The 17,621-nt window shown below is 28.9% G+C and carries 13 protein-coding genes; 7 read left to right on the top strand and 6 right to left on the bottom strand.

Annotated features, from left to right (window positions below):
- Window positions 1-190: 190 nt before the first annotated feature.
- The 6 genes from I1A51_RS02345 to I1A51_RS02320 all read right to left on the bottom strand — a co-directional run bounded on the left by I1A51_RS02345 (window position 191) and on the right by I1A51_RS02320 (window position 7,585).
- Entirely contained in the window at window positions 191-1,543 is a 1,353-nt protein-coding gene (locus I1A51_RS02345) for a glycosyltransferase 87 family protein (RefSeq protein WP_196890772.1), read from the bottom strand.
- On the bottom strand, window positions 1,540-3,012 hold the full coding sequence (locus I1A51_RS02340) for a cellulose synthase family protein (RefSeq protein WP_196890770.1): 1,473 nt from the start codon (window positions 3,010-3,012) through the stop codon (window positions 1,540-1,542). The genes I1A51_RS02345 and I1A51_RS02340 overlap by 4 nt, the downstream gene beginning before the upstream one ends.
- Entirely contained in the window at window positions 3,013-3,702 is a 690-nt protein-coding gene (locus I1A51_RS02335) for a glycosyltransferase family 2 protein (protein ID WP_196890768.1), read from the bottom strand.
- Window positions 3,699-4,541 carry a toxin-antitoxin system YwqK family antitoxin gene (locus I1A51_RS02330; protein WP_196890766.1) on the bottom strand — a complete coding sequence of 281 codons (843 nt, stop codon included), beginning with the start codon at window positions 4,539-4,541 and terminating at the stop codon, window positions 3,699-3,701. Before I1A51_RS02330 ends, I1A51_RS02335 begins: the two co-directional genes overlap by 4 nt.
- Before the next feature lie 105 nt (window positions 4,542-4,646).
- The gene (locus I1A51_RS02325; RefSeq protein WP_196890764.1) at window positions 4,647-6,227 is read right to left on the bottom strand and encodes a 4Fe-4S binding protein; all 1,581 of its coding nucleotides are present in this window, start codon (window positions 6,225-6,227) and stop codon (window positions 4,647-4,649) included.
- A gap of 26 nt (window positions 6,228-6,253) precedes the next feature.
- Window positions 6,254-7,585, bottom strand: a complete 1,332-nt coding sequence (locus I1A51_RS02320; RefSeq protein ID WP_196890762.1) for an NAD(P)/FAD-dependent oxidoreductase — start codon at window positions 7,583-7,585, stop codon at window positions 6,254-6,256.
- 177 nt (window positions 7,586-7,762) lie between these two features.
- Here I1A51_RS02320 and I1A51_RS02315 point away from each other — a divergent pair, with 177 nt between their 5' ends.
- The 7 genes from I1A51_RS02315 (at window position 7,763) to I1A51_RS02285 (ending at window position 17,531) form a co-directional block, all read left to right on the top strand.
- A complete protein-coding gene (locus I1A51_RS02315; protein WP_196890760.1) occupies window positions 7,763-9,328 on the top strand; it encodes a DUF547 domain-containing protein in 1,566 nt (521 codons plus the stop codon).
- A 10-nt stretch (window positions 9,329-9,338) separates the two neighbouring features.
- Complete coding sequence (locus tag I1A51_RS02310; protein WP_196890758.1) at window positions 9,339-10,379, top strand: glycoside hydrolase family 113; 1,041 nt, start codon at window positions 9,339-9,341, stop codon at window positions 10,377-10,379.
- Entirely contained in the window at window positions 10,369-11,121 is a 753-nt protein-coding gene (locus I1A51_RS02305; RefSeq protein WP_196890757.1) for a hypothetical protein, read from the top strand. Before I1A51_RS02310 ends, I1A51_RS02305 begins: the two co-directional genes overlap by 11 nt.
- A 2-nt stretch (window positions 11,122-11,123) precedes the next feature.
- Window positions 11,124-12,377 carry a POTRA domain-containing protein gene (locus I1A51_RS02300; RefSeq protein WP_196890755.1) on the top strand — a complete coding sequence of 418 codons (1,254 nt, stop codon included), beginning with the start codon at window positions 11,124-11,126 and terminating at the stop codon, window positions 12,375-12,377.
- Between the two features lie 343 nt (window positions 12,378-12,720).
- Window positions 12,721-14,040 (top strand): tRNA lysidine(34) synthetase TilS, encoded by a 1,320-nt coding sequence (gene tilS, locus I1A51_RS02295; RefSeq protein WP_196890753.1) that lies wholly within the window; start codon window positions 12,721-12,723, stop codon window positions 14,038-14,040.
- On the top strand, window positions 14,037-16,493 hold the full coding sequence (locus I1A51_RS02290; protein WP_196890747.1) for a protein-disulfide reductase DsbD domain-containing protein: 2,457 nt from the start codon (window positions 14,037-14,039) through the stop codon (window positions 16,491-16,493). Before tilS ends, I1A51_RS02290 begins: the two co-directional genes overlap by 4 nt.
- A 105-nt stretch (window positions 16,494-16,598) precedes the next feature.
- Entirely contained in the window at window positions 16,599-17,531 is a 933-nt protein-coding gene (locus I1A51_RS02285) for a hypothetical protein (protein ID WP_196890746.1), read from the top strand.
- The last annotated feature ends 90 nt before the right edge of the window (window positions 17,532-17,621 follow it).

Raw genomic sequence — 17,621 nt, 5'->3', positions numbered from 1 at the left:
ATTATAGAAGATTTTTAGTGTTTTTTAAATTATAATAGTTTTTATCAATCATAATTTTTTATACATTCACTTAAAATTAAAACAAAAGATTTGTTTCTACAAATAGTAAAAAAACATTTAAAAAAGTTTAAATAAAAAAACAGCAATTAAATAACTGCTGTTTCTTATTAATTTATTTTTAAACCTAATTTTATTTGATACTAAGCTTCGAATTTCCTTCTTCAAAAGAAAACCAAGTAATTTTCTTATTCAGAATCACTTCATAAATAAACAATCCATAAACAATTGTATATTCAAATCCGATTAGCCAATAATTTTCTTGATATACATTATTGGAATAAGCAATGTAACTCAACATAATCAAGAAACTCCAAACTAATGGAAATTTATAATTTGTGAAAACACTTAAAACTAGTGGAACTGCAATATACCAAGGATGAATTACAGATCCGATAAAATAGTAACTACAGACTGCAATTACCATTGATTGAAAAAGAATAATGTGTTTTTCGTTTTTTCTTATAAATGTCAATAAAAGAACAATGGTAAGAATGATAAAAGGCGTAATTTTCCCTACAGTTTGAATAATATTATATCCAACTTGATGATAACCAATTTCTCGAATGATATAATAAATACTCGCGTTAAATTCGAAATTCTGGAAATACAAATGAATACTTTTCATAAAATTATCATACAATTCTGTACTAACAAATGGAAGAAAAAGTACAACACTTGTCAATCCAACAATACAATAGAAAAAGAAACTTTTTTTGAATTTTAATTTTCTAAAAAATAGTGGTAAAAATAAAAGTGGAATCAATTTTACAGAAACAGACAACGCGAAAACCACCGCAGAAAGTTGCCATTTGTTTTTGAATAATAAATAAAGAGACCAAACTAAAAGGAACAGCATAACACCTTCAAAATGTAAATTTCCTGTCATTTCTATAATTAGAAAAGGATTTAAAATATATAGAAAAATACTTTTTGGAGAAAGATTAAAATGTTCTAAAAGTTTTTTACCAAAATATAAAGTTCCAAGATCAGCAAGAATTATTAAAATTCGCATCACAATTGTACTTCCTAATAAATTCTCTGAAAAAAATATAGAAGGAATAAAAAATGCAAATTGATTTACAGGTGGATAACAAGTGAAATGACTTCCATTCATACTTCCCATTCCTGCATAAAGTTGTGAACCTTCTACAATTAAATCTGGATTGTTTTCAGGTAAAATTAAATAAGGATTCCATCCGTTGTAAATCATTCTTCCATCCCAAATAAATCGATAAAAATCATTGGATAAATTCGGAATTACAGGTAAAAATACCAATCGAAAAATAATTGCTAACAATACTAAAGTTTTAAAATCTAGTTTTTGTTTCATCAAAACTAAAAATCCTAAAAAAGCAACAGAATATAATCCGATAACTTGAGGAAAATCTTCTCTGACTGTAAAATAAGCCAGAGAAATATATGCGATTAAAGAAAACAATATCGCAAAAATGCTGGGGTTGTTTAATTTTAATATGTTTTTCAAGATGCTGTTCGTAAAGAATTAATAAATACAAATCCGAACCCTAAAAAAGACATTAAATAGAAAGGAAGTAACCCGAAATCCATCAATTTAAATGCACTGAAAATTCCGAATAAGAAATACAACATTAAAAGTCCTTCGATAATTACAGAAAGTGATAACTTCTTTGTTAAATATTTATTTCCTTTCCAAGAATCTTTGATAGAATTTACATTGAATTTTGGCGTACGAATAAAAGCACTTTTTTTCCCTAGATGACCTTCGATTACTGCAATAGAATTATGAAATGAAAATCCAATTGCAACAGAGAAAAATGTAAAGAAATGTGCGATGTATTTACAGAAGTTTTTAATTCCGCCACCATTTACTTTTTTGAAAGTAAACCAATAAGAAACAAAGAATAAAATTGTACTCAAAATAAAGAAACTTGTCGCCAAGAAATAATTTCTATATTCTGGACTTGAGCTTTTGATATATAACATTGGAATACTTAACAATCCTACAATAAATACATTCACGAACATTGAACTATTTAATAAATGTAGAATTCCGTGAATTTTAGTTTTTAAAGGCGTTTTCTTACATGTTAAAACTCGCCATTTCATTTTCTTGAAATTTTCTGCTCCACCTTTATTCCATCTAAATTGTTGCGATTTTGCTGCGCTAATTACCATTGGCAATTCTGCTGGAGAAACAACATTTTCTAAGAATTTAAATTTCCAACCTTTTAACTGAGCTCTATAACTTAAATCCAAATCCTCTGTCAAAGTATCTCCTTCCCAGTTTCCTGCATCAAGAATACATTCTTTTCTCCAAACACCAGCAGTTCCATTAAAATTGATGAAATGTCCACCAATATTTCTTCCAACTTGTTCTAAAGTAAAATGTGCATCTAAAGCAAAAGCTTGAATTTTAGTAAGTGTTGAATAATCTCTATTTAAATGTCCCCAACGAGTTTGAACAACTCCAATATTTTCATCTTTAAAAAATGGAATTGTTTGGTAAAGAAAATCTTTTTCTGGTAAGAAATCTGCATCAAAAATGGCAATATAATCACCTTTTGCAATTTCCAAACCTTCTTTTAAAGCTCCAGCTTTAAAACCAACTCGATCTACACGACATATATGAGAAATATCAAATCCTAATTCTTTTAATTTATGTACTTTTTTTGCAGTAATTTCAACAGATTCATCTGTAGAATCGTCCAAAACTTGGATTTCTAACTTATCTTTTGGATAATCAATTGTAGCAATTCTATCTAAAAGTCTTTCTACCACATATAATTCATTAAAAAGTGGTAATTGAATAGTAACCACAGGAATTTCATCTGGATTGTTAAAATCAAATGTAGGACTTGAATCGTTTTTTCTCTTTGATTTTAAATAATTAAAAAGCAAATTCAATTGCATTAAACTATACGTAAAAATTAAAAAAAGAGAAACACTGTAAATTAAAATAACAACAACTTCCATCTATCGAATACTGTATTTAAAAATTAACATAATTATCTTGTAACCTGCCATAATTGTTCCTTTGACAGTCCCTGAAACTTTTGAAACTCCAATTCTTTTTCTGTATTTCATTGGAATTTCACAATAAGTAAATTTTTGTTTTAAAGCTTTAATCTGCATTTCAACCGTCCAACCATAAGTTTTGTCTTGCATATTTAAAGCCATAAGTTTATCATATTTAATCGCTCTAAATGGACCTAAATCAGTAAACTTTGCTCCATAAATCCATTTCATTAAAGTTGTTGCCAACCAATTTCCAAAAACTTGCTGTGGAGTCATTGCACCTTTTTCTCGGAAAGCTGCACTTCTCGCACCAATTACCATATCGGTTCCATTTTTTTCAATCGGTTCAATCAATTCTAATAATTGTTCTGGATAATCAGAATAATCGCCATCTAAAAATACAATAATATCTGGTTTATCTGTCTGATTTTCTATGTATTCCATTCCTTTTAAACATGCGTAACCGTATCCTTTTCTGTTCTCTCTCAATACAGTTGCACCTGCTTTTTTGGCATTAATTTCCGTTGTATCAGAAGAATTGTTATTTACAACAATCACTTCTTCCACAATGTCAGGAATGTCATTCACAACATTTGCAATGGAATTCCCTTCATTATAGGCAGGAATTATTACTTTAATTTTGGTCATTTTAAATCGGATAATTTATTTTCTTTTCGGAAGCTACTATAGCTTGTCCATTCATTCACCTTTTTGTCGTTAACATACTTCTCAGCTTTCACTAATTTTTCATTTTCGTAAACCAAGCAGTAGCCACTACATTTATCATCTACAAATTGACACTTTTTTTGAACTTCTCCAACTGAATTGTAAAAAACCCACCATTTTGTTTTCAAGCCGTTTAAATAATGACCTTCTTCTTTTTTCGTTTTATTTTGATGAAAGAAAACCCAAAATTGTTCTCTTAAATTATTTTTATAAAATCCTCGTTCTTTAATCGTACCATTTTCAAAATAATACAACCAATAAAGATCTTTTTTATTTTGCACATATCTTCCTTCTTCTTTTAATTTTCCATTCTGAAAATAGGATTTCCAGTAATTATTTTTTTGATTATAAGAATAAGAACCTTCATTTTTTAGTCTTCCATTTTCAAAATAGGATTTCCAATAATTTTCTTTTAAACCATTTTTAAAATGACCTTCTTCTTTTAAAGTTCCATCCGCATAATAATATTTCCAATAACGAATTTTTTGCGTTCCTTTTTTCCAACCTTCCGACTTAACTTGTCCGTTGTCAAAATATTCTTTTAAATAAACTTCCTCTTGGCTGGCAAAAACCAAAAGAGGAAGTAAATACATACAAACTGAAAGAAAATTTAGGATTCTTTGATATGGGCGTTTCCCTCCGTCGAACTTCGGGTCGAGCTTTTCGCTATATCTTTTTGCTGCAAAACTGCTGGCAGCAAAAAGGATGTCGCTGCAATCCCTAACGCTTGTTTTTTTATTTGAATTTGGAGGATAATTCATCTTTGAGGTTTTTAGTTTCTTAAGTTTATAGTAAATGAATTTCTTAATAGGAAATAAGGTATTTCTAGAAAAATCCCCTCTGAAGTAATAGAGGGGAAATATATATTATTTGTCTTTCAACATTTTCATTAAATCGATATCGTTTCCAAGTAATGTTGGGTTTTCTTGGATTCTTCCTTCTTCTGGTCCGTTTTCTAATTTTAATACTCCTCTTGGACAAACAGCAGAACAAACTCCACATCCTACACAAGATGCACGAACAATATTTTGTCCTTTTTGTGCATAAGCTCTTACATCAATTCCTTGCTCACAATAAGTTGAACAGTTACCACATGAAATACATTGTCCACCATTTGTTGTAATACGGAATCTTGATTTGAATCTTTGTACAATTCCCATATAAGCTGCAAGTGGACAACCAAAACGACACCAAACTCTGTTCCCCATTACAGGATAGAATCCTGTTCCGATTACTCCTGAGAAAATAGATCCAATTAAAAATCCATAATAGAATTGTAAATCATAAGTTTTAATTCCAAATAAAGAATCAACTCCTGTGAAATAAGTATATAAAGTCATTGCAGTCATTATAATTGCAAAAACTAATACAGAGTGAATCAAATATCTTTCAATTTTCCATGCTTTCATCGATTTATCAGAAAGTTGTCTATAAGGATCTCCTAAAGTTTCGGCCAATCCTCCACATCCACAAACCCATGAACAATACCATCTTTTTCCATAAAAATAAACTACAATAGGAATGATAATGATAGAGAAAATCGTTCCCCAAACTAACATGAAAATTCCTAAAGTTCCACTGTTTATTAAACTTTTAATATTCCAATCAAAAAAGAAATCATAATCTAATGGCCAAGCATTTTTAAAATCAAAATATGGCATATTAAAACGAACTAAAATTTCTGGAATTAAAAATGCAAAAGCAATTTGGAAGAATAAAACAGAAGCTGTTCGAATAACTTGATATTTGTTATGACGATATTTGATGAACATTCGAATTCCCATCACAACCATCACAGTACAATATAAAAATCCATATAAAAACCATTGACTTGCAGCATTTCCACTTAATGATTTACTGATTGGATCTACTAAATAAACTAAGTTGACGATGTAATCCGCATAGAAATAAAGTAAAATATAAAAAGAAACAAGGTAGATAAAAGCCAAGTAACCAATCCAACCTCTATTTGTTGCTTTACTTTGGTAAATTCCATTGTTTTTAATTCCTGGAGGACCAAGTAAAACGACATCAGGAATAATGAACATTAAGGCTCCAATAATTCCTAAACCAAAAGTTAGAAAGAAAAATAAACCTTGATTATCTACAACAATTCCTTTTGCTGATGGTTTTATTAAACTATAAGATAAAGAATGTGGTTTGTCCCAAATTACTTTATCCCATTGTTGTTCTTTTTTATAAGTTTCGTTTGCGTTTTCAAGTGCAGAAGTAATATCTGATGACAATTCAAATTGATTAGAATATGTCTTTCCTACGACATTTTTCTGAATATCATCGATAAATAATTCACTTTTAAATCCTCTGCTTTTTACATAAGAATCAAAAGTGCTTTCTGTTAATTCATATTTCCCAATAAAAATAAGGGAGGTGAAAATAACAAGACCAATGATAAAAAGGGTTAGTCCTAATTTTTTTATAATTTTCATGATGTTGTTTTTGGGTTGGAGTTTGTTTAAAAAGTTGTAAAGATGCGTTTCCAGCTTTTCTTCTTTGGTTGGATATTAGCATTGAATTTTTGATTAAATCCATTGATAATTTCCTCTTCATGTTGCTTGTAAAACTCTGGATCAAAGTTTGCATCTTTCAAATATTCTAACACATGTTCGATTGATTTTTTCTCATTTAACCATCTATCAAACATTTCATGACGTAATCGAATTCCGAAAGTATTAATACCTACAAATGATTTATCATTTTTGTCAAATACTAAATGAATTGCTTTTTGACCACATGAAGATTCCCAGTAATAATCTTGTTCATCTTCTTGAATTCTTGCCGTAACCCATCCATAAGTTTGATATTCGATATCAAAGAATTTTGCTGAATTAAACCAATGTCCAGGATTGTATTGTCTACGATTTCCACAAAGTGTTTGTGCAAGCGTTTCTCCCATCATTCTTCCTGTATACCAAACTTGCTCAATTGGTCTTCTTCTTCCGATTGCGTTTTCTTGTTCTGCACAATCTCCAATTGCATAAACATCAGGAATATTTGTTTCTAAATGTCTGTTGATTAAAATTCCTCTATTACATTCAATTTTAGAATCACGAACAAAGTCAATATTTGGCGAAACTCCAGCTGTCAATCCAACAAACTGACAATCGATTGTTTCTCCTTTGCTCGTAAGAACTGCTTTTACTCTTCCATTTTCATCTGGAATAATTTCTCGAAGTTCTGTATCTAATTTTAAATCAACATGATGACTTTTTACATGATTTGTAATCAGTTGAGAGTCTTGTTTTGGTAAAACATTGTTCCAAAAACTTGTTTCTCTCACTAAAAAAGTAACAGGAATCTCTCTTGAAATTAGCATTTCTGCAAGTTCAATTCCAATTAAACCACCTCCAACAATTACAGCTCTTTTGATGTTTTTTGTGTATTTTTCTATAGCATCTAAATCTTGTTTAGAATACATTCCAGAAACTCCATCTAAATCTTGACCTTTCCAACCGAATTTATTTGGTTTAGATCCAGTTGCAAGAACTAATTTGTCATACGTAATTTCTTCACCGTTTTTCAGAAGCAATTTTTTTGAATCTGTGTCGATTTTTTCTACTCTATTTTTTATTAAATTGATTCTGTTTTTCTCCCAAAACCAATTTTCGTAAGGTTGTGTGTTTTTGAAAGGCATATGCCCCATATAAACATACATTAAGGCTGTTCTAGAAAAGAAATAATCTGTTTCATCTGAAATAATCGTAATTTTTTGATCACTCATTTTTCGAACGTGCCTCGCAGTTGTTACCCCCGAAATTCCATTTCCTATTATAACTACATGCTTCATATTTCGATAAAAATTTTAAATACCTTTTTTGTTCAATTACTTCGGTTTAGTAGTAAAAAATGGTTGTTGATTACAGATGTTTCAAAAAAAAAATAAAAATTTTTGTAAGTAACTTAATTCTTGTTTCGACTTAGTGCTTGTTATCTTTTCAATTTTAACGGTAAATTATTGTGATTTATGAATAAAAAAATCTTACTAGTTGTTGTTATTGTATTTACTACGATTACATCATACGCACAGACGACAAAACTTAATTCGTTTTTAGATAAATCGGATACCTTTTTTAAAAAATATGTGACAGATGGGTTTGTTGATTATAAAGGGTTATCTAAAAATACGAAAAGTTTAGATGAGTTGATAGAACTTTCGAATGAAATTACTGTACCAAAGTCAAATGCAAATGAATATAAAGCATTTTGGATCAATGTGTACAATTTAGGTGTGATTAAACAAATTGCAGATAATTACCCAATAAATTCTCCTTTAGATGTAGGTGGTTTTTTCAAGTCGAATAAAATGAATTTAGGAGGAAAAAAGATTACTCTTAATGATTTAGAGAACAAATTGTTAAGAGGAAATTTCGAGGATCCACGTTTTCACTTTGTATTAGTTTGTGGAGCAATTAGCTGTCCTCCAATTACTGATTTTGCATATCGTCCAGAAATTTTAGATAAGCAAATGGACAAGCAAACAAAATTAGCTTTAAACAATCCAGAATTTTTAAGAGTAAAACCTGCTGAAAATACAGTAGAAATGTCTCAAATTATGGTTTGGTATACAAAGGATTTTACAAACACAGGTAAAACATTAATCCAATACGTTAATCAGTATAGAAAGAATCAAATTCCAGAAGATTATAAAGTAAAATATTATAAATATAACTGGAAATTAAATGATCAAGCTGGTTCTTCTATTTTAGGTGGTGAAACTGCTGAAGGTTCAAATATTCAGGTATTTACACCTTCAAAATTATTAAAGAAAGGACAATGGGATTTTAAAATCTTCAACAACTTATATACGCAGACGAAAGCTGCAAATGAAGATGGAGATGTTCAAGATGTAGAGCGTTCAAATTTCTTTACAACTACTTTAGAAGTTTATACTGGTATTTCTAAAAACTCTAGAATTAACGTGGGTCTTATTGCAAATATTAAATCGAATTCTCAAGGTGGAGAAAGTGCAACTAGCGTTTTCAAATATAAAAATGATCCAAATGTTTCTGCTTTCGGATTGACTTCTATTGCGCCTTCGATTAAAATTCAACCTTTCAAAAATGTTTCAAATTTCTCTTTCCAATCTTCTTTCTTTATTCCTTTAGTGGAAAATGAATTAAAAGATGGTGTTTTCTTAGACAAGAAAAGTTATGTTTGGGAAACAAGATTCTATTATGATTATTCTTTTGGAGCAGATAAATTCCAATTCTTTGGAGAAATTGATTTCGCATATAACTTCGGAGAAAAAGGAGAAGGATTTGCAAATAATAGTTTAGGAGTTCCTGTAAGTGCTTTCTTAAGTTATTTCCCATCTGATATTATTACAGTTTATGTAAATGGACAACATTATGAGTTAATTGATTTAGGAAATGAATTCTCTCAAAATTATACATCAGCTGGATTTGGAGCAAAATTCCAAGTTACACCTTCTTTAAATGTAGAAACTTCTTATTCTAAATTCTTAAGAGGAAAAGCAAGTGGATTAGGACAAACATTTAACCTAGGATTAAGATATATCTTATCTAAATAAATTTTAAAAGATGAACTTTAAAATTATTTGGATAGTATTAATAACAAGTTTTTTTACCAAGTCTTGTAATAAAGACGAGGTTGGTTTATCATCCCCCGTAGCCACAAAAGTTAATCCTGTAAATGGGATTAGCTTTGAGGCTATTAACGAGGTGATTGATCCAGAAGATGTTGTACATGTTGAAGACGTAAATGCCAATTGGTCTGCTTTAATTCCTTTTGGTTTTATGCAAAACTTAGAAGCAACATCTATTTTTTACAATACTGAGCCAGGACAAGTTTGGTGGGGAGAAACAGAAGAAGGAATCCGAGAAATTTCAAAGCTGTTTCATCAAAAAAACATCCAAGTTTTATTAAAACCACAAATTTGGATTCCAGGATCTTTTACAGGAGATATTTCTTATAATTCGGAAGAAAAATGGCAAATTTTTGAGACAAATTATGAAAATTTCATTTTAACTTATGCTATCATAGCAGAAAGATATAATCTTGAAATGTTTGCTATCGGAACAGAAATGAAAAAATTTTCTGTTGAAAGACCAATGTTTTGGAAACAATTAATTCCGAAAATTAAAGAAGTATATTCTGGAAAATTAACTTATGCAGCAAACTGGGATGAATATGAACATGTGAGTTTTTATGAAGATTTAGATTTCATCGGAGTAAATGCTTATTTCCCACTTTCGGATGCACACACGCCAGAGTTAGAAGCTCTAAAAACTGCTTGGCAAGCAATTAAAACTAAATTACAAACCAAATCTGAAACGATTCAAAAGAAGATTTTGTTTACAGAATTTGGATATAGAAATATTGATTTTAATACAAAAGAGCCTTGGGATGCTAGTCATGCAGATCAGCCAATAAACCATCAAGCACAAATTAATGCTTTAAAAGCAGTGTTTGAAACTTTCTGGGAAGAAGAATGGTTTGCTGGAGGATTTATTTGGAAATGGCATCAAAATGATGAAAATGTAAATGGAGAAACAGATAATCGATTTACAGTTCAAAATAAACCAGCCGAAGAAATTTTAAAAGAGCAATATGAAAACTAGATTTTTAACCAAATTAATTATTTTTTGTTGTACCATCTTTTTCATTTCGTGTTCTAACGATGATGATACAGCAACAACAACATTGACCCTAGATAAATATGCAGAAAATTTTGCTGAAATTGATGCATACAATGTAATTGCTTGCGCAGCTTCTGCAAAAGAACAACAAGAAACTTCTTGGGTTTTCTTTTATCCAATTGAAGGTGCTACGAATTTTAAATATTTTGAAACAACTTCAATTCAAGACGATAAAAATAATTTAGCAAACTATAAAGAATTTAGCTCTTTCCCTTTAGAAGATGTTTTTAATGGACATTTAAAAAGGTTTGTAAGAGCGAAAGAAAATGAGACTTGGGTAATCGTAACTTTTGAAGTAGGAGATAAGTTTTATACTTCGAATCCGATTTATTTGAAACATAACACGCAACCAACAAATTGGATTTCAGAAGTAAATATTACACAAAATGCAGATTTAAGACCAACTTTTGAGTGGAGCGCTTCTGTTCATGATAATAGTTTTGTGTTTTTTGAAGTAATTTCTAAATTAAACGGAGATTTACTTTCAGGAACTTATACTTACGATCCAATGTTTACTTACCTTGATTTTACTAACGTTTCGCTTTCTGTCCATCATCGTACGCCTCCCGAACTAGAATCCGGAGAATCCTACAACTTTACGATGATGGGAGTAAGCGAAGATAATTGGGTAAATACTGTAATTCAAAAAGAATTTATGCCATAATTATGAAATCAAAACTTATCATTTTTGTTGCAGTTCTTTTTACAACAATTGGTTTTGCACAAGAGAAAATTATTAAAAAAATAGAATTTGAAGGATTGGATAAAACCAAACCATCTTTTGTGAAGTCTATTATTAAAGTGAAAGAAGGAGAACCATTAGATTCTTTAATCTTAAATAAAGATATAGATCGTTTACGTCGATTACCATCTTTTGCTCATGTTTATTTTCAAGTGAAAGATGATGTAGTAACATATCATTTTCAAGAAAATTTCACGATTCTTCCTGATATTAATTTATGGACAGTTTCCGATGAACTTTGGTTTAAAGTTGGAGCTTATGAATACAATCTTTTAGGAAGAAATATCACTTTGGGTGGATTTTATCAATATAATACACATAATTCTTATGGAGTAAATTTGAAAATTCCTTTCCTATTTGGTTCTCGATTTGGAGTTGAATTAAATCATATGAATTGGACTTCTGATGAACCACTTTATTTCGGACCAAATGATATCGAAGCTACCTATACTTATCAAAATCGTTCCATTGAATTATTAGGTTTTTATGAATTAGATTTTAAAAATACTTTTTCAGTTGGTGGAACTTTTTTTAATGAAAGATATAACCATGTAGAAGGAGCAGATGAAATTACAGATAAGCCTTTGACTTTAAATATTGATAAATGGTTGTTGAAATTTAATTATGAATATAATAATGTAAAACAACATTTCTTCTATGTTGATGGAATTGCAAATAGTTTTTATTTCCAATCTGTAAAAACAGCAGAAGGAGTTGCGGATGATTTCTTGATTGGATGGAATGATGTCAAATATTATAAAAGAGTAAAAGAAAAAGGGAATTTAGCTTTTCGTTTTCGAGTTGGTTTAGCAACAAATAACGATTCGCCTTTTGCACCTTTTGCTTTGGATAACCATATTAATATTCGTGGAATTGGTGATAGAATTGATCGTGGAACTGCGACTGTAATTTTAAATAATGAATACCGACATACATTATACGAAAATGATTGGTTAGGAATTCAAGGGGTTGGATTTGTCGACACAGGTTTAATTAGACAACCTGGAGAGGATATTTCTAACTTTTTAAGAGCAAATAAAGTAAATGTATATCCAGGAATTGGATTACGTTTTTTACATAAACGAATTTATAACGCAGTCATAAGAATTGATTATGGCTACGGAGTCACTAGAAATTCTTCGAATGGATTAGTGATAGGATTAGGACAATATTTTTAAATATTTTTTGATTTTTTTGAAGGTTAAACACAAACAGTTTGTCGAGTTCAATAATTTATTGGACTCGATTTTTTATAAAAAATTGTAGAGTAAAAAAATGCTATTTATTTTCTGAAAATTGGATGCTTTTGAAAAAGAGGCTAAAAACTATTTTTTAAAATAGAATCTATATTTTTTTCATTTTTTAAGAAATTTTTTATGAATTATAAAATAAAAAGAAGATTTCTTATTTATATCAAAAATGAAAGAATATTAATATTTTATCATATATTAATATTCTTTTAACATAAATTAGTATTTTAACTTGATTTTTATATATTTACAAACGAGTAAAAAAATATAGATGTTATCACGGTTAGATTTACATATTCTTAAAGATTTACCTTTTTTATTGAATAAAAAATTACTATTAGCAATTTCTGGTGGAGTAGATAGTATTGTTATGCTGTATTTATTGCATAATTTAAAACTAGATATTTCTATTGCACATTGTAACTTTCAATTAAGAGGAAAAGAGAGTGATGAGGATGAAAATTTTATTAAAAATGTAGCATCTGAATTACAAATTCCAATTTATATTCAATCATTTGAAACAGAAAAGTACGCTAAAGAAAAACAGTTATCTATCCAGATGGCTGCAAGAGAATTGCGATATAATTGGTTTCAAGAAATTGCAGAAAGCGAAGAGTTTTCTTATATCTTAACCGCACATCATTTAGATGATGTTTTGGAAACATTTTTGATTAATTTTACAAGAGGAACAGGATTAGAAGGTTTAACTGGAATTCCTGAAATAAATGAAAATATTGTGCGTCCATTATTACCTTTTTCAAGAGAGGAAATTTTGAAATATGCAAAGGAAAATAAAATAGAATGGCGAGAAGATAAAAGCAATGCTTCTACGAAATATTTTCGAAATAAAATTAGACACCAAATTGTACCAATTTTAAAAGAATTAAACCCAAATCTTTTAGATTCTTTTCAAAATACAATAGATCATTTGAATAATAGCGAACATATTATTTTAAATGAAATTGAAAATTTAAAGAAAGAAACATTTGAATATGAAGACGATTATATTAAAATTGAAATTCAAAAATTACTTTCTATTTCTAATGTAAAATCTTACTTATATTATTTATTAAAAGAGTTTGGATTTACTTCTTGGGACGATGTTTTTGATTTATTAACTGCACAATCTGGAAAACAAATTTTTTCAAAAACACATCGATTAATTAAAGACAGAGAATATTTACTTTTAATTTCAATACAAAAAGAACAGGAAACACCTAACCCAATTATATTAATCTCGGAATCAGATGTCAGTATCGATTTTCCAATACGACTAATAATTGACACTTTTTCAGAAAAGAAACTAATAAATACCCCTCAAGAAATTCTTGTTGATAAAGATTTGTTAAAATTTCCATTAACCCTAAGACTATGGAAAGAAGGAGACTATTTTTGCCCTATTGGTATGGGTGGAAAGAAGAAACTCAGCAAATACTTTAAAGATGAGAAATTCTCTATTCTCGAAAAAGAAAGAACATACGTTTTATGTTCTGATGAAGCTATTGTTTGGATTGTTGGAAAACGTATGGATCGTCGATTCCAAACCACTAAATTAACTACCAATTTCTTAAAAATTAAACTTAACAAATGAGAAAAATTTTAAGCTTGTTTGTCGTTTTACTCTTTACAATCACGAGTAAAGCTCAAATTCATGACCCCGTAAAATGGAAAACTTCCATTGAAAAGATTTCGGATTCAGAATATTTTCTGGTTGCAACTGCTAAATTGGAAAAAGGATGGCATTTGTATTCACAAAAAGTTCCTGAATTTGGACCAATTCCTACTACTTTTTATTTTAAATCTGAGAATAATCATTTTGAAGTAGTTGGAACACCAACAGAGCCAAAAGGGCATAAAGTTTTCGATAAGCAATTCAATATGGAAGTTGTTTATTTCGAAAAAGAGGTTGTTTTTAAACAAAAAATAAAACTTCTTACAGATGAAGAAATTACCATCAAAGCTGAAGTAGAATATATGGTTTGTGATGATTCTCGTTGTTTGCCTCCAACTTTTAAAGATCTAGTTTTTAAAGTAAAAGGAAAAAAAGCGACAACAGATAAAATTGAAGCACAAACAAATATTTTTCAATCTGAAACTAAAGAAGAAAAAAAATCAGAAATTTTAGATCCAGTAAAATGGTCAACTTCTGTTGAGAAAATCAATGATTCAGATTTTTATTTAGTTTCAACAGCAAAAATTGATAAAGGTTGGCATTTATATTCTCAAAATATTCCTGTTGGAGGACCAATTCCGACGAATTTTCTTTTAAAAGATTCTTTAAATACTTTTCAACTTATTGGAAAACCAATAGAACCTAAAGGGCATGCAGTTTTAGATAAACAATTTGAAATGGAACTTGTTTATTTTGAAAATGAAGCTGTTTTTAAACAAAAAATAAGACTTTTAACGGATGCTAAAGTAGATATCAAGACGGAAGTTGAATACATGGCTTGTGATGATGGTCGCTGTACACCTCCGACTTATAAAGAATTAACTTTTTCTCTTCAAGGAAAAGCTGGAGAAAAATTAGAGAATGCTTCTGAAATTATTGTAAAGGAAGATCAAGATAAAAATGAAAAGAAAGGAAAATCTGCTGTAAAGAAAAAGAAACAAAAAGATTTATGGACAATCTTTATTTTAAGTTTCTTAGCAGGATTTGCAGCATTATTAACACCTTGTGTTTTCCCAATGATTCCGATGACTGTAAGTTTCTTTACAAAACAAAGCAAAACAAAAGCAGAAGGAATAAAGAAAGCAATTTTTTATGGAATAGCAATTATTGTAATTTATATGGTTTTAGGACTTGTTGTTACATGGATTTTTGATGCTAAATTTTTAAATGAACTTTCAACAAATGAATGGTTTAATTTAATTTTCTTCATTATATTAATTGTTTTTGCTGCATCATTTCTAGGAGCTTTTGAAATTATGTTACCACAGTCTTGGGCAAATAAAATGGATTCAAAAGCTGACAGAGGTGGGATTATAGGTATTATTTTTATGGCTCTAGCACTCGCTATTGTTTCTTTTTCATGCACTGGACCAATTGTAGGAACTTTATTAGTAGAATCTGCATCCAAAGGTGGAATTGCTCCAGCTGTAGGAATGTTTGGATTTTCTCTTGCTTTAGCTTTACCTTTCTCTTTATTTGCAGCATTCCCAGGTTGGATGAATTCTTTACCAAAATCTGGGGGATGGTTAAATACTGTAAAAGTTGTTTTAGGATTTTTAGAGCTTGCTTTAGCTTTTAAATTCTTATCAAATGCAGATATAGTTTTACAATTACATTTTTTAGAAAGAGAAGTATTTATCGCTATTTGGATTGCAATTTTTGGAGCATTAACCTTATATTTATTTGGAAAAATCCAATTACCACATGATTCTCCATTACATCATATTTCAGTAGGAAGATTAATGTTAGGATTATTAACACTATCATTTACAGTGTATATAACTCCAGGGTTATGGGGAGCACCAGTAAAATTAGTATCAGCATTTTTGCCTCCAATGAAATATAGTGAATCACCTTATGGAGTTGGCTTTATGAAAAAACAAATAGGTGGAACAGCTTCATTTCAAGCTTTACCTGAAGGAGCAAAATATGGACCTCATGATATTCCTTCATTTACAGATTATGATAAAGGGGTTACATATGCGAAAAAAGTTAATAAGCCAATTTTAATTGATTTTACAGGTCATGCTTGTGTCAATTGTCGAAAAATGGAAGCAAATGTTTGGTCTGACGAACAAATTTTGAAAATATTGAATAATGAAATAGTTTTAATTTCATTATATGTTGATGAGAGAAAGAGTGCAAATGGAGAAATTTCAAAAATAACCGGTGAACCTTATCGTTATATTGGACAAAAATGGAGTGAAATGCAAGTAGAAAAATATAAAACTAATGCACAACCATATTATGTTCTTGTAGATTTAGAAGAAGAAAAACTAAATGAACCTTCAGCTTACAATCCAGATATTGATGAATATAAAGATTGGTTAAGAGAAGGAATAGATAATTTTAATAAAAATAAAAAACATTAAACAAAGATGGGTTGAAGAATTTACTTCAACCCTTTTTTAAATATCTCTTTTGGCAATATTTTTGTTATTAAGAATTTCAAAAATATTGTTTAAAATTAAAATTCTATGAAAAGAAAAATACTTATTACAACAAAATGCTTTCTATTATTTTTTTTGACTTTATCACTTACTAATTGTGCAACTATTTTATCAAAACAATATCAAGATGTAAATATTAAATCTGGAAAAAAAGATGCAAAAATTTATGTTGACGGAGATAAAGTAGGAGAAGGCGAGATTGTAAAATCAAAATTATTAAAAGACGGAAAGGTAAAGCAAATTAGAATTGAAAGAGAAGGTTTTAAGGATTTTTATACAATTCATAAACAATCAAGTAAACATCCTTTGTATATTTTATCTTGTATTCCAGGAGGGGCTTTAGCTTTTATTCCACCACTTTTAGATACGGGGCCAAAATCTTTTATTTACGATAAAAGTTTGAGGATTTCTCAAGATTTTTATGTTGAAAAAAAGTTTAGAAATGATGATGAAGTATTTTTAAAAATTTCTAAAGTTAAATTATCTCTTCCTAATGATTTATTTAAAGTAAACGAGTTTACAGAGAAAAATTATTTGAAAGCTAAAAGAGGTACAATTAAAGAGTCTAATATTAGACAAGGAAAAGCTGGTTTTGATTTTTATGTTTTTTATGATATTGTAGAAAAGCTTTTAAGGATTCATAATTTTAAAACAAAAAATAAAGATGAAACTCAAAATTCCTTGAAAATATCTTCTGAAATAATTGATTTGGAAATTAATTCTATTGAACAACAAAATAAATGGAAACACAGATATTTTACAACTGATTTAGTTATTAATTGGTCAATATTAAATGAAAAAGATGAAATATTATATTCGAATCGATTTACAATAAAATCAGATGAATTTACAGATGATTATTGGAATAATGCCACAAAGAAATCTATAGAAGATGCAATTACAAAATCATTTTACCATTTTTTAAGTTTAGAAAAAGCTAGAGAAGTTCTGAAAAAATAAAACAGAATAAATTAAAATAATTACAATAGAAAAGGAGCTAATACTAGCTTCTTTTTTTATGATTTTAATTATTTGTATCTTTGCAGCCCA

The organism is Aureivirga marina (assembly GCF_015767265.1).
In the GTDB taxonomy this organism is placed as follows: domain Bacteria; phylum Bacteroidota; class Bacteroidia; order Flavobacteriales; family Flavobacteriaceae; genus Aureivirga; species Aureivirga marina.
This window is presented reverse-complemented; position numbering and strand designations above follow the sequence as displayed.

Excerpts from the sequence above, each read along its gene's own strand:
- I1A51_RS02310 (WP_196890758.1), top strand. The coding sequence starts at position 9,339 with ATGAACTTTAAAATTATTTGGATAGTATTAATAACAAGTTTTTTTACC.
- I1A51_RS02285 (WP_196890746.1), top strand. The coding sequence starts at position 16,599 with ATGAAAAGAAAAATACTTATTACAACAAAATGCTTTCTATTATTTTTT.
- I1A51_RS02335 (WP_196890768.1), bottom strand. The coding sequence starts at position 3,702 with ATGACCAAAATTAAAGTAATAATTCCTGCCTATAATGAAGGGAATTCC.
- I1A51_RS02330 (WP_196890766.1), bottom strand. The coding sequence starts at position 4,541 with ATGAATTATCCTCCAAATTCAAATAAAAAAACAAGCGTTAGGGATTGC.
- I1A51_RS02315 (WP_196890760.1), top strand. The coding sequence starts at position 7,763 with ATGAATAAAAAAATCTTACTAGTTGTTGTTATTGTATTTACTACGATT.
- I1A51_RS02320 (WP_196890762.1), bottom strand. The coding sequence starts at position 7,585 with ATGAAGCATGTAGTTATAATAGGAAATGGAATTTCGGGGGTAACAACT.
- tilS (WP_196890753.1), top strand. The coding sequence starts at position 12,721 with ATGTTATCACGGTTAGATTTACATATTCTTAAAGATTTACCTTTTTTA.
- I1A51_RS02305 (WP_196890757.1), top strand. The coding sequence starts at position 10,369 with ATGAAAACTAGATTTTTAACCAAATTAATTATTTTTTGTTGTACCATC.
- I1A51_RS02290 (WP_196890747.1), top strand. The coding sequence starts at position 14,037 with ATGAGAAAAATTTTAAGCTTGTTTGTCGTTTTACTCTTTACAATCACG.
- I1A51_RS02325 (WP_196890764.1), bottom strand. The coding sequence starts at position 6,227 with ATGAAAATTATAAAAAAATTAGGACTAACCCTTTTTATCATTGGTCTT.
- I1A51_RS02340 (WP_196890770.1), bottom strand. The coding sequence starts at position 3,012 with ATGGAAGTTGTTGTTATTTTAATTTACAGTGTTTCTCTTTTTTTAATT.
- I1A51_RS02300 (WP_196890755.1), top strand. The coding sequence starts at position 11,124 with ATGAAATCAAAACTTATCATTTTTGTTGCAGTTCTTTTTACAACAATT.